General features: G+C 53.6%; 13 protein-coding genes, 2 tRNA genes and 3 rRNA genes. 3 read left to right on the plus strand and 15 right to left on the minus strand.

What is annotated here, in order from left to right; genetic code table 11:
- Window positions 1-8 precede the first annotated feature (8 nt).
- The 3 genes from bcsA to bcsR are packed head-to-tail and all read right to left on the minus strand — an operon-like array spanning window position 9 to window position 3573.
- Complete coding sequence (gene bcsA / locus AAER43_RS21695; RefSeq protein WP_014885602.1) at window positions 9-2624, minus strand: UDP-forming cellulose synthase catalytic subunit; 2616 nt, start codon at window positions 2622-2624, stop codon at window positions 9-11.
- Window positions 2621-3373 (minus strand): cellulose biosynthesis protein BcsQ, encoded by a 753-nt coding sequence (gene bcsQ, locus AAER43_RS21700; protein ID WP_023337934.1) that lies wholly within the window; start codon window positions 3371-3373, stop codon window positions 2621-2623. Before bcsQ ends, bcsA begins: the two co-directional genes overlap by 4 nt.
- An 11-nt stretch (window positions 3374-3384) precedes the next feature.
- Window positions 3385-3573 carry a cellulose biosynthesis protein BcsR gene (gene bcsR / locus AAER43_RS21705; RefSeq protein ID WP_008503237.1) on the minus strand — a complete coding sequence of 63 codons (189 nt, stop codon included), beginning with the start codon at window positions 3571-3573 and terminating at the stop codon, window positions 3385-3387.
- A gap of 174 nt (window positions 3574-3747) precedes the next feature.
- Here bcsR and bcsE point away from each other — a divergent pair, with 174 nt between their 5' ends.
- The 3 genes from bcsE to bcsG are packed head-to-tail and all read left to right on the plus strand — an operon-like array spanning window position 3748 to window position 7173.
- On the plus strand, window positions 3748-5310 hold the full coding sequence (gene bcsE, locus AAER43_RS21710) for a cellulose biosynthesis c-di-GMP-binding protein BcsE (protein ID WP_050861815.1): 1563 nt from the start codon (window positions 3748-3750) through the stop codon (window positions 5308-5310).
- On the plus strand, window positions 5307-5501 hold the full coding sequence (gene bcsF, locus AAER43_RS21715; RefSeq protein WP_014885605.1) for a cellulose biosynthesis protein BcsF: 195 nt from the start codon (window positions 5307-5309) through the stop codon (window positions 5499-5501). The genes bcsE and bcsF overlap by 4 nt, the downstream gene beginning before the upstream one ends.
- On the plus strand, window positions 5494-7173 hold the full coding sequence (gene bcsG, locus AAER43_RS21720; protein WP_057057851.1) for a cellulose biosynthesis protein BcsG: 1680 nt from the start codon (window positions 5494-5496) through the stop codon (window positions 7171-7173). Before bcsF ends, bcsG begins: the two co-directional genes overlap by 8 nt.
- Before the next feature lie 48 nt (window positions 7174-7221).
- Here the strand turns inward: bcsG and AAER43_RS21725 are convergent, their stop codons facing one another.
- From AAER43_RS21725 to pepQ, 12 genes are all read right to left on the minus strand, one after another.
- Entirely contained in the window at window positions 7222-8214 is a 993-nt protein-coding gene (locus AAER43_RS21725) for a glycosyl hydrolase family 8 (protein WP_047343563.1), read from the minus strand.
- Between the two features lie 16 nt (window positions 8215-8230).
- Window positions 8231-9193 (minus strand): bifunctional biotin--[acetyl-CoA-carboxylase] ligase/biotin operon repressor BirA, encoded by a 963-nt coding sequence (gene birA / locus AAER43_RS21730; RefSeq protein WP_023331541.1) that lies wholly within the window; start codon window positions 9191-9193, stop codon window positions 8231-8233.
- The gene (murB, locus tag AAER43_RS21735) at window positions 9190-10218 is read right to left on the minus strand and encodes a UDP-N-acetylmuramate dehydrogenase (RefSeq protein ID WP_023331542.1); all 1029 of its coding nucleotides are present in this window, start codon (window positions 10216-10218) and stop codon (window positions 9190-9192) included. The genes birA and murB overlap by 4 nt, the downstream gene beginning before the upstream one ends.
- 124 nt (window positions 10219-10342) lie before the next feature.
- Window positions 10343-10458 (minus strand): 5S ribosomal RNA (gene rrf, locus AAER43_RS21740).
- A gap of 64 nt (window positions 10459-10522) precedes the next feature.
- Window positions 10523-13426, minus strand: a 23S ribosomal RNA gene (locus AAER43_RS21745).
- A 180-nt stretch (window positions 13427-13606) separates the two neighbouring features.
- Window positions 13607-13682: transfer RNA gene (locus tag AAER43_RS21750), tRNA-Ala, on the minus strand.
- A gap of 42 nt (window positions 13683-13724) precedes the next feature.
- A tRNA-Ile gene (locus tag AAER43_RS21755) sits at window positions 13725-13801 on the minus strand.
- A 70-nt stretch (window positions 13802-13871) separates the two neighbouring features.
- Window positions 13872-15411 (minus strand): 16S ribosomal RNA (locus AAER43_RS21760).
- Together the 16S, 23S and 5S rRNA genes with 2 tRNA genes alongside form the textbook arrangement of a ribosomal RNA operon.
- 352 nt (window positions 15412-15763) lie before the next feature.
- Window positions 15764-16309: a menaquinone-dependent protoporphyrinogen IX dehydrogenase gene (gene hemG / locus AAER43_RS21765; RefSeq protein ID WP_014885610.1), complete on the minus strand. Its 546-nt coding sequence runs from the start codon at window positions 16307-16309 to the stop codon at window positions 15764-15766.
- A gap of 10 nt (window positions 16310-16319) precedes the next feature.
- Complete coding sequence (trkH, locus tag AAER43_RS21770) at window positions 16320-17771, minus strand: Trk system potassium transporter TrkH (RefSeq protein ID WP_013099227.1); 1452 nt, start codon at window positions 17769-17771, stop codon at window positions 16320-16322.
- A gap of 41 nt (window positions 17772-17812) precedes the next feature.
- On the minus strand, window positions 17813-18427 hold the full coding sequence (locus AAER43_RS21775) for an IMPACT family protein (RefSeq protein WP_014885611.1): 615 nt from the start codon (window positions 18425-18427) through the stop codon (window positions 17813-17815).
- Window positions 18427-19758, minus strand: coding sequence for a Xaa-Pro dipeptidase (gene pepQ / locus AAER43_RS21780; RefSeq protein ID WP_050863005.1), 1332 nt, complete (start codon window positions 19756-19758; stop codon window positions 18427-18429). Before pepQ ends, AAER43_RS21775 begins: the two co-directional genes overlap by 1 nt.
- Between the last annotated feature and the right edge of the window lie 59 nt (window positions 19759-19817).

Genomic DNA, 19817 nt, shown 5'->3' on the forward strand with positions numbered 1-19817 from the left:
CGTTATCATCATTGTTGAGCCATAACCGGGTCCGCCTGCTTCGCCTCATCCCGCTCAGGACGACGAGGAATGAACGATACGACCCAGGAAACCAGCGAAGTAAGTGACCGGAAAATTAATTTCACCGACGACGGGGCAAATTCTGCAAGGTGACGATAGCCACGGAACCCCAGCTTCAGAATATCCAGCAGGCTTTCCAGAGGTTTATCTTCCGGGAAGCTGTCCTGCCAGAGAGCCCATGTATCCGCACGGGCAAACGTACACTGCACAAAATCAATGTGTTGCTTTTTGGTCAACGGCATCAGTTGCAGACCGACTTCATTGCCCGCCACACGCGCTACCTGCGTCGGGAAGACATACTCCTGCTGGCCGCGCTTAAGCAGCAAGTTAACTTTTTGCCCTTCCAGCACTTTCGCCTGGCCGTTGATTTTGATCCCCAGACCACCGTCAGAGAAGTCGTGCACGGTACAGGAGAAGAGGTGACCATCTTCACGGGCAATCGCCGCGGGCATGCAGATTTCAACGCGATGCGCGCGACGAACCTGTTTACTCTCCACCGACACCGCCACCGCGCCGCCAAGAATAATCAGGTTGTAGAAGACCCAGGCCATACTCACAAAGACGGTCAGGATTTCATTTTCAGGGCCGTAGAAGTAACGCCAGATACCGGCGATGACGCCAACGATGTTCAGCAACACCAGGAAGATATACGGACGGGAGATCACCCAGTCGACGTACTCCTCTTCCACCAGCCCCCCCTTCGCGGTGACGTTGAATTTCCCTTTATGCGGGTTGATCAGCGCCACCATCGTTGGCGGCGCAATGTACCAGGCCAGCACCGTTTCGTAGATTTCACTCCAGAAGGAATGGCGATATTTACCCTGAATCTTCGAGTTCGTCAGGCTCGCGTGGATCATGTGCGGCAGAACAAACAGCGCAATCATCAGCGCCGGGGCGTAGATGATATAGGCGTGAAGGAGCAGAAACGCCAGCGGTGCGGTCAGGAAGATCAGCCGCGGGATGCCGGATAAGAAGTGGAACATCGCGTTGACGTAGCAGAGACGCTGCGCCAGCTTGAGCCCTTTCCCTATCAGTGGATTATCGAGACGGAAAATCTGCACCATGCCGCGCGCCCAGCGAATACGCTGACCAATGTGCGCCGAGAGCGATTCCGTCGCCAGACCGGCGGCCTGAGGAATACGCATATAGGCCGAGGTATAACCCCGACGGTGCAGACGCAACGAGGTGTGCGCATCTTCAGTCACCGTTTCGACGGCAATACCGCCAATTTCATCCAGCGGTTTACGGCGGATAACCGCACAGGAGCCGCAGAAGAACGTGGCGTCCCACATGTCGTTACCATCCTGCACCAGACCATAGAACAGCGTGCCTTCGTTCGGGGTCTTACGGAAACGGCCAAGGTTGCGTTCAAACGGGTCCGGCGAGAAGAAGTGGTGCGGCGTCTGCATCATTGCCAGCTCTTTCTCTTTCAGGAACCAGCCCATGGTCATCTGCAGGAACGATCGCGTAGGTACGTGGTCGCAGTCAAAGATCGAGACAAACTCCCCGGTGGCATACTTCAGCGCGTTATTGATGTTACCGGCTTTAGCATGTTCGTGCGTCGGACGGGCGATGTATTCGACGCCGACCTCTTCCGCGAACTGGCGGAACGCTGGGCGGTTGCCGTCATCCAGGATCCAGACCTTGAGTTTATCTTTCGGCCAGTCGATGCCGAGCGCAGCATAAATGGTGTTTTTCACCACGCTCAGGTCTTCATTGTAGGTTGGGACGAAGAGATCGACAGTCGGCCACGTCGTGGTGTCCTTCGGCAGCGGCACGGGCTGGCGATTGAGCGGCCAGATGACCTGGAAATACCCCAACACCAGCACAATCCAGGCATAGGTTTCGGCAAACAGCAGAATCAGACCGCAGACCAGACTCACCGGGTCGTCCCAGTTCAGCGTTGAGGTATAACGCCACCAGATATAGCGGCAGGAAACGGTCAGCGACAGCACAATCAGCATCAGCGCCGAGAAGCGGCCCGGAATACGACGCACCAGCAACGCCACGCCCCACAGCAGGATCAGGAAGGTGAACTGCGCCAGGGGATTGAAGGGTTGCGTAATACAGACCAGCGCCAGAATCAGTGAGAACACGACAATCACGCCGAGGATAAAACGCCGCAGGCCCGGGTGGAGGTGCCCGAGCTCTTTTTGGTTATCCAGATGGCTGGTTTTGTCGGTCACGCTGTCAGGCAATTTATCCAGCCACTGGTGATAGCGCTCGCGCAGCTGTTGAACGCGGGAGAAACTGCGCCAGTGCGGCGTCTGGCGTTCTCGCTGTGACGAGGTGACGACCAGCCAGACGGCCTGAATGAGATAACGCGCCGGATCCAAAGGCCGCGGCCGGTCAGGGTTAATGTGTGGATATAATTCATTATGGTGCGCACGTATGCGCTGCCAGCGCGGATGTTCAAGCGGAATGAACATCCAGGCCATAATCATCCAGAAACAGCCAAGCGCGGCACTGAATGCCGACGCACCATGCCGACGAAAATGTCGGTAGCGTTCGCTCAGACGCGCATTAACCGGCGGGATAAGGAACCAACTGGCGAGTCGACTCATATCGAACTCCCTGCCGGCTCCGCCGCGTTGGCGAAGTTCAGCAGACACCAGTTAGCCAGCGTGAGGATCTCTTCTGCCGCCAGGGAATCGCTGCGGTACTCGCCGAGCGGCTGCTTGGAGGCCAGGGATTCTGCCATTCCTTCATCCCGGTGAATCACAATGGGTAGCAGGCGACGCTGACTCTGTAGCCAGACCTGGTAGAGATCGTCCTGGATCTGGCTCCCGATGCGTAAGTCATTAATCAGGAGGTGCGCATTTTGCGGCAGCCCTTGTTGATGCAGACGAATATGGCAATTTGCATCCACGTTGACGATGGAGAGAACATGATCGCACTGCGCGATAAGCTGCCGGGTTAACGTCCCGGCGCCGTGCGGCAGATCCACCAGGATCCACTGGTAGTGGCCTTTTTCTTTCAGACTTTGCAATGCAAGCGTGAACTGCGAAAACAACCGCTGATAAGCGGCTTCATTCTCACGTTCGGTGGTGGTGAGCTGACCAAAAGGCAGTAAATCAAGTTGAGAGGTATAGCGCAGCCCTGCATCCCGCCAGTCTTTATCATCAAGCAACGCGCGTGCCCAACCCGCTTCACGAGTGAAGTCGACGTTGAACGACATACGCAGCAAATTATCGGCGCAGGCGTCAATCACCAACACCGATTCACCTAAAAGCTGTAATGACCACGCCAGCGCCGCGGTAACGGATGTGGTACCCACACCGCCACGGACACCCTGTAATCCGAGTATGGCCATCAATGGCTCCCTTATTGTTGATGGGCGAATTCAGCTAATAATGGCCAGCGTTTAATAGCCGCGGCCAACTGTTCCCGCTGGGAAATATCTGTGTAATCTATTTCAGGTAAAGAAAAGGCCTGCGTCAGCGCCAGAAAATCGTTTTGGAATGTATAGCCCAGGGTCGAGTCGACTGGGGTTCCGGGTTCGTTATTATCCATTTTTCTGCCATCCCTTTGAGGAAAATCGCACGCTCAGAAGTTGCGGGGCGTCCTGCCCTGACAAATTTCATTTACATGCTAAATCTGATGTTCTTTAATTTCAATGTTAGGTTTATTTCTACGCTTTCGCTAGTAAACTGAGATACAGATAAATTAGACGAAAAGAGGGACACCGTGGACTCCATATTTTCTATTGGCATCCAGTCATTATGGGACGAATTGAGCCACATGCCAGTCGGTGGAGTCTGGTGGATTAATACCGACCGTAATGAAGATGCCATCAGTCTGGTAAACCAGACAATTGCCGCCCAGGATAAGGATTCCCGCGTGGCTGTCATTAGCATGGGCGAAGAGCCGAAGAAAATTATCACGCTGGAAAGTGACGGCGGACCGCAAACCGTGCGCTTATTTTCCATGTCAGCAGAAGTGGATAGTCTATACTTTTTGTCCCGCGACGTTCAGTGCTCCATTGATCCGGATCACTATTTAGTGATTCTTAAATGCGCAAATAACGTCCTGCAAAATATCCCTGCTGAAAAACTGCTGCCGTGGCTGGAAAAAATCAATAAATGGGCAAAATTTCAAAATTGCACGCTATTGGTCGTCAATCCCGGCAGTAATAATGACAAGTTGTTTTCACTTTTAATGGGTGAATATCGCTCCCTGTTCGGTCTGGCCAGTCTGCGTGACCAGGTAGGCAGCTATCTCTACGATATTGCTTTCTGGTGTAATGAAAAAGGCGTGAGCGCCAGGCAACAGCTGACCCTGAAACAGAGTGAGGGGAAATGGCACCTGGCACAGCAGGAAGAAACGGTTGTGCAGCCGCGCAGTGATGAAAAACGCATCCTGAGCCATATTGCGGTTTTAGAGGGCGCGCCCGCGCTGTCGGAAAACTGGTCGCTGTTTGAGTCTAACGAAGCGCTTTTTCATGAAGCTCGTACAACCCAGGCGGCAACCCTTGTTTTCTCGTTGATGCAAAATAACCAGATTGAGACGCTGGCGAGACAAATTCATACCTTACGTCGCCAGCGCGGCAGCGCATTAAAAATTGTGGTGCGGGAAAACAATACCAGCCTGCGCGCCACAGATGAGCGTCTGCTGCTTGGCTGCGGCGCAAATATGGTTGTTCCATGGAATGCGCCGCTGTCACGCTGCCTGACGCTAATCGAAAGCGTTCAGGGACAGCAGTTCAGCCGCCATGTGCCGGAAGACATTTCCACCTTGCTCTCCATGACGCAGCCGATGAAGCTGCGCGGATACCAGAAATGGGATAACTTCTGCGACGCCGTCGGCAATATGATGAGCAACACGCTACTTCCTGCGGACGGGAAAGGGGTGATGGTTGCCCTGCGTCCTGTTCCGGGTATCCGCGTTGAACAGGCTCTCACCTTATGTCGTCCGAATCGTACAGGGGACATCATGACCATTGGCGACAATCGCCTGGTGCTATTTTTGTCCTTCTGCCGGGTGAACGATCTTGATGCCGCGCTTAACCACATCTTTCCCCTGCCTACCGGGGATATTTTCTCAAACCGTATGATCTGGTTCGAAGATAATGCTATCAGCGCGGAGCTGGTGCAGATGCGCGCACTTCAGCCTGAACAATGGGTTAAACCGCTGGTGATCACCAGCGATGCAAAACCGATTCTCAATGCCAGACATGACGGCCATGTCTGGCGTCGGGTTCCGGAACCCCATCGCTTATTAACCGAGAATGGGGAGAACGTACCATCATGAATATCAGCGATATTATTCAACTGGTCGTATTCTGTGCGCTGATCTTTTTCCCGCTTGGCTACTATGCGCGCCATTCCATACGTCGTATCCGTGATACGGCCAGAGTGATGTTTATAAAACCTCGCTATGTAAAACCAGCCGGAACACTGACACGGGCATCACACGTCAAGGCAGACCGAAAACATGACTAATTCTACCTATACCGCTTCGTCACCCTCGCCGCTCTGGCAATACTGGCGCGGCCTTTCCGGCTGGAACTTTTACTTTCTGGTGAAGTTTGGTTTGCTCTGGGCAGGCTATCTGAATTTCCATCCCCTGCTTAACCTGGTCTTTATGGCCTTCCTGCTGATGCCGTTGCCGAATATCAGGCTGCATCGTTTACGTCACTGGGTAGCCATCCCCGTCGGCTTTGCGCTGTTCTGGCACGATACCTGGCTACCGGGTCCGGACAGCATAATGAGCCAGGGGTCACAGGTCGCGGGCTTCAGTGCAGACTACATGCTTGATCTGGTGGAGCGCTTTATTAACTGGCAGATGATTGGCGCCATCTTTGTCCTGTTGGTGACCTGGCTGTTCCTGTCGCAGTGGATCCGCGTCACGGTGTTTGTCGTCGCCATTATGATCTGGCTTAACGTGCTGACGCTGGCAGGGCCGGACTTCTCCCTGTGGCCTGCCGGTCAACCAACCACCACGGTGACCACCACGGGTGGAAGCGCAGCGGCTACTGTTACCACGGCAGGCGATACGCCTGTGGTAGGTGATATTCCAACCCAGACCGCACCGCCGACCTCCACCAACCTCAATGCGTGGCTTTCCAGCTTCTATACCGCAGAAGATAAGCGACAGACGAAATTCCCGGATGCACTGCCGGCAGATGCTCAACCGTTTGAGCTGCTGGTGATTAACATCTGCTTCCTCTCCTGGGCCGATGTGGATGCAGCCGGATTAATGTCTCACCCACTGTGGTCTCATTTCGATATCCAGTTTAAAGATTTCAACTCTGCCACCTCATACAGCGGCCCGGCAGCGATTCGCCTTCTGCGTGCAAGCTGCGGTCAGACATCGCATAAAAACCTGTACCAGCCGGCAGGGAATCAGTGTTATCTGTTCGATAACCTCGCGAAGTTGGGCTTTACGCAGCATCTGATGCTGGGACATAACGGCCAGTTCGGTAACTTCCTGAAAGAGGTGCGTGAACAGGGTGGCATGCAGGCGCCGCTGATGGATCAAACCGGGCTTCCCGTTACTCTGCTCGGCTTCGACGGTTCCCCTGTTTACGACGATACAGCCGTACTGCAGCGCTGGCTGCAAACCATCGAAAAAGACAGCAACCCGCGCAGTGCGACGTTCTTTAACACCCTGCCGCTTCACGACGGTAACCACTTCCCGGGCGTGAGCAAAACGGCAGATTATAAAGTGCGTGCGCAGAAATTCTTCGACGAGCTGGATGCGTTCTTCACTGAGCTGGAAAAATCAGGCCGTAAAGTGATGGTGGTTGTCGTGCCTGAACACGGCGGCGCGCTGAAAGGCGACAGAATGCAGGTGTCAGGTCTGCGTGATATTCCAAGCCCGTCCATTACCAACGTGCCTGCGGGCATTAAATTCTTTGGTATGAAGGCTCCGCACCAGGGCGCGCCGATTGAGATTACACAGCCAACCAGCTATCTGGCAATTTCAGAACTGGTTGCCCGTGCCGTGGACGGGAAGCTGTTTGTGGAAGATAGCGTGAACTGGAATCAGCTCACCAGCAACCTGCCGCAAACGGCAGAGGTCTCCGAAAACGCGAATGCTGTTGTGATTCAGTACCAGAACAAACCGTACGTTCGTCTGAACGGCGGAGATTGGGTACCGTATCCGCAATAAAGGATTTACCCCTCTCCCCTGTAGGGAGAGGGGATTGTCAGTGCGTTATTATTGCGCTGAAATCCATACCAGCATTTTCAGACTTGCCGAATAGTAGTCGTCTTTAGAGGTGATTTCCGGTTCGCCGGATGGCTGACCCATCGTTAAATCCCTGACCGCCAGCAGACCGCCTTCCATCATATAGGGCGCGTATTCATTGGTCGTGACGTTAACCCAGGCGGGTGTATGTTCCCGTGGGAACTGACCAAACCAGGCTTTCCAGGGCGTCAGCAGCGGGCTTTGTTTATCAGACCAGGCTATGTACAGCGGAATACGAATCGCATCGTAGCTCATTCGCGGTGGCCAGCCTTTGGCCGGCGTCAGCTTGCCCGCGGATGCCAGCGAAACCCAGTCTGTCGGTAGATTCGCTTTACCCGATCCCATTTTTCCCAGCAGACGTTTCCCGTCCTTTATCAATTCACGCCAGACCGGCAAATGACTGCGTCCGGCAAAGGCCTGCCAGGCCGGAAACACAAAATAGGAAGGATTAAGGACCACTTCATCCTCAAGCTTAAATCCCTGTACGCCGGGCAGCATCACGCGGTAACCCGCATAGCGGATTACGTTGTGGTCAATCAATGCTTTCGTAATCGCATCCGATGCGGCGCTGTAGCGTTTGTCATGCCAGCGCGCATCGGCTTTTAACAACGCCCATGCAATCAGGACATCACCATCTGTGGCGTTGTTTTTATCAGCGACCGGATTAGACTCAGCGGGGTTATAACGCCAGTAAAACAGACCATTTTCGTTGTTCTTTAGCGTCCTGTTGGTCCATTGCCAGAGCTTATCGAACGTGGCTTTATCGTCGTTAGCCACCGCCATTAACATGGCGAAACCCTGACCTTCCGTATGCGAAACGTCACCGTTGCCGGTATCAACAATGCGACCTTCCGGTTTGAAAAAGCGCGCCTTGTAACTCTCCCAGGCCTGACCCGCCTGCGAGAGAGGAGAGAACAGCAAGCTCATCATCACAGCCAGGGTCGCGCAAACGGGTTTTCGCATCATTCACCCCATTCGGTTATTCGGCACTTCGCAGTGAAATTTCACCGCCCATCCAGGGCTTGATCACGCCATCCTGTTCCAGGAGCAACGCGCCCTGAGCGTCAATCCCGCGGGAAATGCCGTAGATCTCTTTATCACCAATCAGTAATTTCACCGGGCGATTGATAAAGTTGTCCAGTTTTTCCCAACGAGACAGGAACGTTGCGAGTCCTTCCTGTTCAAAAAGCGTCAGTGAACTGCGCAACTCTTTAATCATACGCACGGCAAGGATGTTACGATCGATGACGATCCCCGCCTCCTGGAGATTCGTCCAGGCCTGGTTGACCACATCGTTTTGTACGTTACGCATCACCATATTGAGGCCCGCGCCAATCACGATTTGCGCCGCATCGCCCGTTTTTCCCGTCAGTTCGACCAGAATACCGGCAAGTTTACGATCGTTCAGGTAAAGATCGTTAGGCCATTTAACACGCACCCGATCGGCGCCCAGATCGTGTAGCACCTCTGCCATGACAATCCCGATGACCAGACTCAGGCCAATCGCTGCGGCAGGGCCCTGATCGAGTCGCCAGTACATGGACAGGTAAAGGTTGGCACCGAAGGGCGAGAACCATTTTCGCCCTCGGCGACCACGCCCGGCCTGCTGATACTCTGCAACGCAGGCATCGCCGGATTTCAGTTCAGGCAGACGATCCAGAAGATACTGGTTCGTTGAGTCAATCACCGGCAGCACCGCAACATTGCCGTGCCCAATCTGGCTACGAATCACGTCTTCATTCAGCAATTGAATGGGTTCCGGCAGGCTGTACCCTTTTCCAGGAACGGTAAAGACATCGACACCCCAGTCGCGGAGGGTCTGGATATGCTTATTAATGCCTGCACGGCTCATGCCCAGCTGCTCACCCAGCTGCTCGCCAGAATGAAACTCCCCATCCGCAAGGATGCTAATTAGGGTTAACGGGATGGTATTGTCTTTCACGCGATGGTCTCCACGGCATTCACTTCACCTGTGCGGCCAATGAAGCGGACTTCTGGCTCCAGCCAGACGTTAAACTTTTCACCCACACGTTCACGAACATAATGAGCCAGTTTGACCACGTCATCACTGCTCGCATCATGTTGATTGATCAGTACCAGAGCCTGCTGCTGATGAACGGCAGCGCCTCCGACTGAAGTGCCTTTAAGCTGGCATTGATCGATAAGCCATCCCGCAGCCAGCTTCACGCTGCCATCTGCCTGAGGGTAATGTGGTGCTGCGGGCCATCCTTCAAGGAAGACCTTTGCCTTTTCGCTGTCGATCACCGGGTTTTTGAAGAAACTTCCGGCATTTCCATTTACTTTCGGGTCGGGAAGCTTGGTCATGCGCATATGACAAACCGAGTCAAACACATCGCGGGGGGTGGCGGTAGCCGGATCGAGACGCGTTAAATCACCGTAGGTCAGTACGGGCTGCCAGTTCTTCGACAGGCGCAGGCCCACGGCGACAATCACGTAGCGATCCTGATATTCATGTTTGAAGATACTGTCACGGTAGCCAAAACGGCACTGTTCTGCGGTTAAACGCTTAGCCGTTCCAGTCGCCAGTTCGATGCAGTCGACGTATTCACAGACATGTTTCAGCTCGATGCCATAGGCACCGATGTTTTGAATCGGTGATGATCCCGCGCAGCCCGGAATAAGCGCAAGGTTTTCCAGGCCAGGCATCCCTTTTTCCAAGGTAAATTGCACCAGGTGATGCCAGTTTTCTCCGGCCCCCACGTGCAAGTGCCAGCTATCGGCGCGCTCTTCCACATCAATTCCCATGATGCGGTTAACGATCACTGTTCCCGCAAAATCGTCGAGAAACAGGACATTACTTCCTTCGCCCAGAATCAGTACGGGTTCGTTTTTTTCGGTTGCGCTTTGCCATGCATTCAGCAACTGCTGTGCAGTATCGGCACGGACAATGTGATTAGCATTGCGTTGAATACCAAAGGTATTCCAGGGCTTAAGGGAGTGGTTCATAAACGCTATCCTGATGCAAAAACGCAGGTAGTTTACCGTATAAGCAGGGCGTTGGGGGATTAGTTTGTATAGCGCTGAAACGCAAAAAGGCCATCCTTACGGATGGCCTTTTCACTTATTTGATGCCTGGCAGTTCCCTACTCTCACATGGGGAGACCCCACACTACCATCGGCGCTACGGCGTTTCACTTCTGAGTTCGGCATGGGGTCAGGTGGGACCACCGCGCTAAAGCCGCCAGGCAAATTCTGTTATCTGTATCAGGCTGAAAATCGTCTCTCACCGCCAAAACAGCTTCGGCGTTGTAAGGTTAAGCCTCACGGTTCATTAGTATCGGTTAGCTCAACGCATCGCTGCGCTTACACACCCGACCTATCAACGTCGTCGTCTTCAACGTTCCTTCAGGAGACTTAAAGTCTCAGGGAGAACTCATCTCGGGGCAAGTTTCGTGCTTAGATGCTTTCAGCACTTATCTCTTCCGCATTTAGCTACCGGGCAGTGCCATTGGCATGACAACCCGAACACCAGTGATGCGTCCACTCCGGTCCTCTCGTACTAGGAGCAGCCCCCCTCAATTCTCCAGCGCCCACGGCAGATAGGGACCGAACTGTCTCACGACGTTCTAAACCCAGCTCGCGTACCACTTTAAATGGCGAACAGCCATACCCTTGGGACCTACTTCAGCCCCAGGATGTGATGAGCCGACATCGAGGTGCCAAACACCGCCGTCGATATGAACTCTTGGGCGGTATCAGCCTGTTATCCCCGGAGTACCTTTTATCCGTTGAGCGATGGCCCTTCCATTCAGAACCACCGGATCACTATGACCTGCTTTCGCACCTGCTCGAGCCGTCACTCTCGCAGTCAAGCTAGCTTATGCCATTGCACTAACCTCCTGATGTCCGACCAGGATTAGCTAACCTTCGTGCTCCTCCGTTACTCTTTGGGAGGAGACCGCCCCAGTCAAACTACCCACCAGACACTGTCCGCAACCCGGATTACGGGTCTACGTTAGAACACCAGCCATTAAAGGGTGGTATTTCAAGGTCGGCTCCACGCAGACTGGCGTCCACGCTTCAAAGCCTCCCACCTATCCTACACATCAAGGACCAGTGTTCAGTGTCAAGCTATAGTAAAGGTTCACGGGGTCTTTCCGTCTTGCCGCGGGTACACTGCATCTTCACAGCGAGTTCAATTTCACTGAGTCTCGGGTGGAGACAGCCTGGCCATCATTACGCCATTCGTGCAGGTCGGAACTTACCCGACAAGGAATTTCGCTACCTTAGGACCGTTATAGTTACGGCCGCCGTTTACCGGGGCTTCGATCAAGAGCTTCGCGTTACCGCTAACCCCATCAATTAACCTTCCGGCACCGGGCAGGCGTCACACCGTATACGTCCACTTTCGTGTTTGCACAGTGCTGTGTTTTTAATAAACAGTTGCAGCCAGCTGGTATCTTCGACTGATTTCAGCTCCACCCGCAGGGGCTTCACCTACATATCAGCGTGCCTTCTCCCGAAGTTACGGCACCATTTTGCCTAGTTCCTTCACCCGAGTTCTCTCAAGCGCCTTGGTATTCTCTACCTGACCACCTGTGTCGGTTTGGGGTACGATTTCGTGTTACCTGATGCTTAGAGGCTTTTCCTGGAAGCAGGGCATTTGTTACTTCAGCACCGTAGTGCCTCGTCATCACACCTCAGCGTTAAAAGGTACCGGATTTACCTGGAACCTCCGCCTACATGCTTAAACCGGGACAACCGTCGCCCGGCTAACATAGCCTTCTCCGTCCCCCCTTCGCAGTAACACCAAGTACAGGAATATTAACCTGTTTCCCATCGACTACGCCTTTCGGCCTCGCCTTAGGGGTCGACTCACCCTGCCCCGATTAACGTTGGACAGGAACCCTTGGTCTTCCGGCGAGCGGGCTTTTCACCCGCTTTATCGTTACTTATGTCAGCATTCGCACTTCTGATACCTCCAGCAACCCTCACAGGCCACCTTCAACGGCTTACAGAACGCTCCCCTACCCAACAACACATAGTGTCGCTGCCGCAGCTTCGGTGCATGGTTTAGCCCCGTTACATCTTCCGCGCAGGCCGACTCGACCAGTGAGCTATTACGCTTTCTTTAAATGATGGCTGCTTCTAAGCCAACATCCTGGCTGTCTGTGCCTTCCCACATCGTTTCCCACTTAACCATGACTTTGGGACCTTAGCTGGCGGTCTGGGTTGTTTCCCTCTTCACGACGGACGTTAGCACCCGCCGTGTGTCTCCCGTGATAACATTCTTCGGTATTCGTAGTTTGCATCGGGTTGGTAAGCCGGGATGGCCCCCTAGCCGAAACAGTGCTCTACCCCCGAAGATGAGTTCACGAGGCGCTACCTAAATAGCTTTCGGGGAGAACCAGCTATCTCCCGGTTTGATTGGCCTTTCACCCCCAGCCACAGGTCATCCGCTAATTTTTCAACATTAGTCGGTTCGGTCCTCCAGTTAGTGTTACCCAACCTTCAACCTGCCCATGGCTAGATCACCGGGTTTCGGGTCTATACCCTGCAACTTAACGCCCAGTTAAGACTCGGTTTCCCTTCGGCTCCCCTATTCGGTTAACCTTGCTACAGAATATAAGTCGCTGACCCATTATACAAAAGGTACGCAGTCACCCCATAAAGAGGCTCCCACTGCTTGTACGTACACGGTTTCAGGTTCTTTTTCACTCCCCTCGCCGGGGTTCTTTTCGCCTTTCCCTCACGGTACTGGTTCACTATCGGTCAGTCAGGAGTATTTAGCCTTGGAGGATGGTCCCCCCATATTCAGACAGGATACCACGTGTCCCGCCCTACTCTTCGAGTTCACAACCTGTGCATTTTCGTGTACGGGACTATCACCCTGTACCGTCGGACTTTCCAGACCGTTCCACTAACACACAAGCTGATTCAGACTCCGGGCTGCTCCCCGTTCGCTCGCCGCTACTGGGGGAATCTCGGTTGATTTCTTTTCCTCGGGGTACTTAGATGTTTCAGTTCCCCCGGTTCGCCTCGTTAACCTATGTATTCAGTTAACGATAGTGTGTCGGAACACACTGGGTTTCCCCATTCGGACATCGCCGGGTCAAAGGTTCATATCACCTCGCCGGCGCTTTTCGCAGATTAGCACGTCCTTCATCGCCTCTGACTGCCAGGGCATCCACCGTGTACGCTTAGTCGCTTAACCTCACAACCCGAAGATGTTTCTTTCGATTCATCATCGGTTTGCGAAAATTTGAGAGACTCGAACACACATAACATGTGTGTCGTTTCAATTTTCAGCTTGATCCAGATTTTTAAAGAGCAAAACTTCGCAGTGCACCTTTTCAGGTTCACTCTGAAGTTTTCTTGTGTTCGCAGTAAAAGATGGTGGAGCTATGCGGGATCGAACCGCAGACCTCCTGCGTGCAAAGCAGGCGCTCTCCCAGCTGAGCTATAGCCCCATCGTTTGTAATCTCTGTACCGCTCATCCTTTAAAAGGAGTTTGGTAGGCCTGAGTGGACTTGAACCACCGACCTCACCCTTATCAGGGGTGCGCTCTAACCACCTGAGCTACAAGCCTGCAGAGATTTTTACTGCTGTTTTTTCATCAGACAATCTGTGTGAGCACTGCAAAGGCAGGTTCTTTAAGGTAAGGAGGTGATCCAACCGCAGGTTCCCCTACGGTTACCTTGTTACGACTTCACCCCAGTCATGAATCACAAAGTGGTAAGCGCCCTCCCGAAGGTTAAGCTACCTACTTCTTTTGCAACCCACTCCCATGGTGTGACGGGCGGTGTGTACAAGGCCCGGGAACGTATTCACCGTAGCATTCTGATCTACGATTACTAGCGATTCCGACTTCATGGAGTCGAGTTGCAGACTCCAATCCGGACTACGACGCACTTTATGAGGTCCGCTTGCTCTCGCGAGGTCGCTTCTCTTTGTATGCGCCATTGTAGCACGTGTGTAGCCCTACTCGTAAGGGCCATGATGACTTGACGTCATCCCCACCTTCCTCCAGTTTATCACTGGCAGTCTCCTTTGAGTTCCCGGCCTAACCGCTGGCAACAAAGGATAAGGGTTGCGCTCGTTGCGGGACTTAACCCAACATTTCACAACACGAGCTGACGACAGCCATGCAGCACCTGTCTCAGAGTTCCCGAAGGCACCAAAGCATCTCTGCTAAGTTCTCTGGATGTCAAGAGTAGGTAAGGTTCTTCGCGTTGCATCGAATTAAACCACATGCTCCACCGCTTGTGCGGGCCCCCGTCAATTCATTTGAGTTTTAACCTTGCGGCCGTACTCCCCAGGCGGTCGACTTAACGCGTTAGCTCCGGAAGCCACGCCTCAAGGGCACAACCTCCAAGTCGACATCGTTTACGGCGTGGACTACCAGGGTATCTAATCCTGTTTGCTCCCCACGCTTTCGCACCTGAGCGTCAGTCTTTGTCCAGGGGGCCGCCTTCGCCACCGGTATTCCTCCAGATCTCTACGCATTTCACCGCTACACCTGGAATTCTACCCCCCTCTACAAGACTCTAGCCTGCCAGTTTCGAATGCAGTTCCCAGGTTGAGCCCGGGGATTTCACATCCGACTTGACAGACCGCCTGCGTGCGCTTTACGCCCAGTAATTCCGATTAACGCTTGCACCCTCCGTATTACCGCGGCTGCTGGCACGGAGTTAGCCGGTGCTTCTTCTGCGGGTAACGTCAATTGCTGCGGTTATTAACCACAACACCTTCCTCCCCGCTGAAAGTACTTTACAACCCGAAGGCCTTCTTCATACACGCGGCATGGCTGCATCAGGCTTGCGCCCATTGTGCAATATTCCCCACTGCTGCCTCCCGTAGGAGTCTGGACCGTGTCTCAGTTCCAGTGTGGCTGGTCATCCTCTCAGACCAGCTAGGGATCGTCGCCTAGGTGAGCCGTTACCCCACCTACTAGCTAATCCCATCTGGGCACATCTGATGGCAAGAGGCCCGAAGGTCCCCCTCTTTGGTCTTGCGACGTTATGCGGTATTAGCTACCGTTTCCAGTAGTTATCCCCCTCCATCAGGCAGTTTCCCAGACATTACTCACCCGTCCGCCACTCGTCACCCGAGAGCAAGCTCTCTGTGCTACCGTTCGACTTGCATGTGTTAGGCCTGCCGCCAGCGTTCAATCTGAGCCATGATCAAACTCTTCAATTTAAGTTTGATGCTCGTGAATTAAACTTCGTAATGAATTACGTATGTTCACTCAGAGACTTGGTATTCATTTTTCGTCTTGCGACGTTAAGAATCCATGTCACTTTGAGTGCCCACACAGATTGTCTGATAAATTGTTAAAGAGCAGTGCCGCTTCGTTTTCGCTGCGGCGCGGGGTGTGCATATTACGCTTTCCCGCTTCAGAGTCAAGCGTTTATTTTGCTTTTCTCTGCTGACCCGGCGGCGTGTGTGCCGTTGTTCCGTGTCAGTGGAGGCGCATTATAGGGAGTTATTTCACAGTGACAAGCACAAAATACAAAAAACTTTTCGTTCGCTCACTTTTCAAACTTAACGCTTATTTAAGTCGCGAATCGTCCGTTAAATGTGCGATTTCCCGCGCAAAACTGGCCACCTGCGACCAGTCGGTATAAACCACTTCTTTACGGGTATCGGTTTCACCACCGGTCATTTTCATAATCAGGCGGATCATGAAACGGTCATACCAACGATATCGAGGGTAACGCAGCGCACCAGCAAAAACCGCGCACAGGTCTGGCTGCCACGGTGAGCTGAGTAAAAACTTGCGCGTATAGCTGTTGGTCTGCGGCGTACGCTTCTCGGCTTTACGCGCAACCAGATTGACCGAGTAAAACGCGCCGGGCAATTTGTTGAGCACCGCCGTGTGCTTTTTCACAAAACGATCCAGCGCTGGATGGAAATGCCCGTAACGAATAGAGGCGCCAATCACCACGCGATCGTACTCCTGCCATGTGATCTGCTCCGCGCGATTCAGGTTCACCACATCCGAGTAAATACCCAGTTCTTTTAATTCCGACGCCAGATACGCGGCAATCTCACGTGTTTGTCCGTCTCGCGTAGAGAAAAGAATCAGTGTTTTCATCAACGGCTCCTTATTCGCGCCAGAATGTTGGGGTGAAGAGCACCAGCAGCGTAAAGACCTCAAGACGACCAAACAGCATATTGGCAATGAGGATCCATTTCGCGACCGGGTTCATACTGGCAAAGTTATCCGCCACGACCCCCAGGCCTGGCCCGAGGTTATTCAATGTTGCGACGACGGACGCAAAGGCGGAGAAATCATCCACCCCCGTCGCGATGATCGCCAGCATACTGACGATAAAGACCAGCGCATACGCCGAGAAAAAGCCCCATACGGCTTCGAGAATACGTTCCGGCAGCGCGCGGTTCCCCAGTTTAATGCTGTAGACCGCGTTCGGGTGGACCAGTCGTTTCAGCTCACGGTTGCCCTGCTTGAACAGCAGCAGAATACGAATCACCTTCAGGCCACCGCCCGTCGACCCGGCGCAGCCACCAATAAACGCAGAGCACAGCAGGAGTACCGGCAGGAACAGCGGCCAGCGCGCAATACTGTCCGTGGTAAATCCGGCCGTCGTCGCCATTGATACCACCTGGAAGAACGCCTGGTTTAGGGTCGTCAGCGCGGAGTTGTAAACATCATGGAACCACAGCACCAGGGTACAGATGACGACCAGCGTAAGCTGGACACCAATAAACATGCGGAACTCAGGGTCGCGCCAGTACACCTTCAGGCTTCGCCCGCTCAGTAAAGAGAAGTGCAGGCCATAGTTACAGCCAGAAATCAGCAGGAAAATCGCAATGATGGTGTTGATCGTTGGGCTATCGAAGTAGCCTACGCTGGCATCGTGGGTGGAGAACCCGCCGATAGCGATTGTCGCAAAGCTGTGTCCGATGGCATCAAAAGCAGGCATCCCGGCAAACCAGAGCGCCAGCGCACAGGCCACCGTCAGCAGGACATAAATCAGCCACAGGGTTTTCGCCGTCTCGGCAATACGCGGGCGCATCTTGTTATCTTTCAGCGGCCCGGGCATTTCAGCCCTGTACAACTGCATCCCACCGACGCCCAGAATGGGCAGAATAGCTACCGCCAGGACGATGATCCCCATACCGCCGAACCACTGCAGCATCTGGCGATAAAAGAGGATGGCGTGGGGTAATGAATCCAGACCCACCAGCGTCGTCGCCCCGGTGGTCGTTAACCCCGAGAACGATTCAAAAAAGGCATCCGTGATGCTCAGGTTAGGTTGCTCGGAGAAGATAAAGGGCAGCGAACCCACGCTCCCCAGCACCGTCCAGAACAGCACCACGATCAGAAAGCCTTCGCGGGATTTCAGCTCACCTTTCTGACGACGATTCGGCCACCACAGCAGCGAGCCAATTGCCAGTGCGACAAAAAAGGTCTGGGTAAATGCCCGCCCCGCGCCGTCCCGGTAGATAAGCGCCACCAGTCCTGGGAGAATCATCGTCCCGGAAAAAAGTATGACCAGCAGTCCAACGATTCGGGTTATGGCACGAAAATGCATCTCTGCCGCTTCCTTTGGTATTCAAAAAAGTGAGGTGGGGATTATTCTTCAATCGGCAGTAATTGCAACGAACCGCGACTAAAATCTGCCAGTTTTGCTGAAAAAGCAGCCAGCTCCGCCTGAGGAAGCGCCACGCGTAATTGCACCATCGCCTGAAAGTCACTGTGCGCGATAACGCCATTAAACTGTTTCAGCAACGCTTCGATGCCGGATAATTGGGCGTAATCGCACAATAGAGTATATTCGGTGAGCGGCGTTTTGCGGGTGGTCGTCAATATATTCAGTGCCTGCTGAACGCCACCGCCATAGGCTTTCACCAGCCCGCCCGTGCCTAACAAGATGCCGCCGTAGTAACGCACCACCACGGCGGTAATTTCACCCACGCCGCTGCCCATCAGCTGCGAGAGCATGGGTTTACCGGCGGTTCCCGCGGGTTCACCGTCATCGGAAAAGCCAAGCTGTTGCGAATCATCCGGGGGCCCTGCCACCCACGCCACACAGTGGTGACGTGCGTCAGGATGCTCAGCCCGGACAGACTCGACAAATGCCTTTGCCGCTTCAACGCCGTCGGTGTGTGCCAGCAGCGTAATAAAGCGGCTTTTCTTGATTTCCTCAACAAAGGTGACCGGTTCAGCCGGTATCAGCCAGCTTTCCATCAGGCCAGCTTCAGGTCTCGCGTCATATTCTCGATACCGTTCTCGTGAATCACCACGTTATCTTCGATACGAATACCGCCAAACGGTTTCAGTGCGTCAATTTTTTCCCAGTTGAAGTGTTTGCTGAACTGACCTTCACGCCATGGCGCCAGCAGGGATTCAATAAAGTAGATCCCCGGTTCAATCGTCAACACCATACGCGGCTCAAGAATACGGGTGCAGCGCAGGTAAGGATATTTAGACGGTGCCGCAAGATGCGTACCGGTATCATCCTGCATAAAGCCAGCGACGTCATGAACCTGCAGGCCCAGCGGGTGACCAATACCGTGCGGCATGAATGGCCCGGTGAGATCGTTCTCGACCATTGCCTCTTCGCTCATGTCTTTCACAATCTGATGCTTACGCAGCAGCTTCGCGATGCGCTGATGGAACTGAACGTGATAATCCACGTAGCTGGTACCGGCTTTCATGGTACCAATAAGCGCCAGTTGCTCATCGTTCACGTCTTTAATCAGCTGCGCGAAATCGGTGTCAGCATTAGCCGCCCAGGTACGGGTCAGGTCAGCCGCATAACCGTTGTACTCAGCGCCGGCATCAAGCAGGAAGCTGCGCATTTCCGACGGAACCTGATGGTCCAGTTTGGTGTAGTGAAGAACAGAAGCATGCTCATTCAGCGCGACAATATTGCTGTATGGCACGTCGGTATCACGGTGGCCGGTCGCGGTCAGGTACGCCTGGTTGATATCGAATTCGCTCATGCCGGACTGGAACGCCTCGTGTGCGGCACGATGGCCATTCACCGCCGTTTTTTGCGCTTCACGCATGCAGTAAAGTTCGTAATCGGTTTTGTACGCACGGTAGTAATGCAGGAAGTCCAGCACCCCTTTCGGGTTGAGTTTGTCCGCGGGAATATCCAGACCCAATGCACGCTCCGGAACCGGGCCAATATAGGCGATATTGCCGCGTGCAGCAGGTAGCTGGCTGCCAATGCCGTCCGCTTTTGGCAGCGCAATCACATCAATTTCTTCCGTCCAGAAAGAGGTCGGCAGCGGTTCCACGCTGTGCCAGTAATCGACAGGCAGGTAGAACCACAGTTTCGGCTTGTTCACGCCATCCACCAGCAACCAGCAGTTAGGAACCTGAGTAACAGGCACCCAGGCTTTAAACTGCGGGTTAACCTTGAACGGATAGGCATGGTCATCAAGAAATGTGTTTATCAGCTCGCCGGAATGGATAAGCAGGGCATCCAGTTTGAAGCGGGCCAGTACATCGCGGGTACGTTCCTGTAGGGTAACGATATGATTTTTATAAAGCGAAGCCAGTGAGTCCATCATTCTTCCTTTCGTTTTTTTGACCTCAAGTCATCGCATCTTAGCACACCTCACTCCGG

It is taken from the genome of Enterobacter sp. FUJ80071, assembly GCF_038739915.1.
GTDB lineage: Bacteria > Pseudomonadota > Gammaproteobacteria > Enterobacterales > Enterobacteriaceae > Enterobacter > Enterobacter kobei.

Coding starts and splice junctions, on each gene's coding strand:
- bcsA (WP_014885602.1), bottom strand. CDS start 2,624: ATGAGTCGACTCGCCAGTTGGTTCCTTATCCCGCCGGTTAATGCGCGT.
- bcsQ (WP_023337934.1), bottom strand. CDS start 3,373: ATGGCCATACTCGGATTACAGGGTGTCCGTGGCGGTGTGGGTACCACA.
- bcsR (WP_008503237.1), bottom strand. CDS start 3,573: ATGGATAATAACGAACCCGGAACCCCAGTCGACTCGACCCTGGGCTAT.
- bcsF (WP_014885605.1), top strand. CDS start 5,307: ATGAATATCAGCGATATTATTCAACTGGTCGTATTCTGTGCGCTGATC.
- bcsG (WP_057057851.1), top strand. CDS start 5,494: ATGACTAATTCTACCTATACCGCTTCGTCACCCTCGCCGCTCTGGCAA.
- AAER43_RS21725 (WP_047343563.1), bottom strand. CDS start 8,214: ATGCGAAAACCCGTTTGCGCGACCCTGGCTGTGATGATGAGCTTGCTG.
- murB (WP_023331542.1), bottom strand. CDS start 10,218: ATGAACCACTCCCTTAAGCCCTGGAATACCTTTGGTATTCAACGCAAT.
- hemG (WP_014885610.1), bottom strand. CDS start 16,309: ATGAAAACACTGATTCTTTTCTCTACGCGAGACGGACAAACACGTGAG.
- trkH (WP_013099227.1), bottom strand. CDS start 17,771: ATGCATTTTCGTGCCATAACCCGAATCGTTGGACTGCTGGTCATACTT.
- AAER43_RS21775 (WP_014885611.1), bottom strand. CDS start 18,427: ATGGAAAGCTGGCTGATACCGGCTGAACCGGTCACCTTTGTTGAGGAA.
- pepQ (WP_050863005.1), bottom strand. CDS start 19,758: ATGGACTCACTGGCTTCGCTTTATAAAAATCATATCGTTACCCTACAG.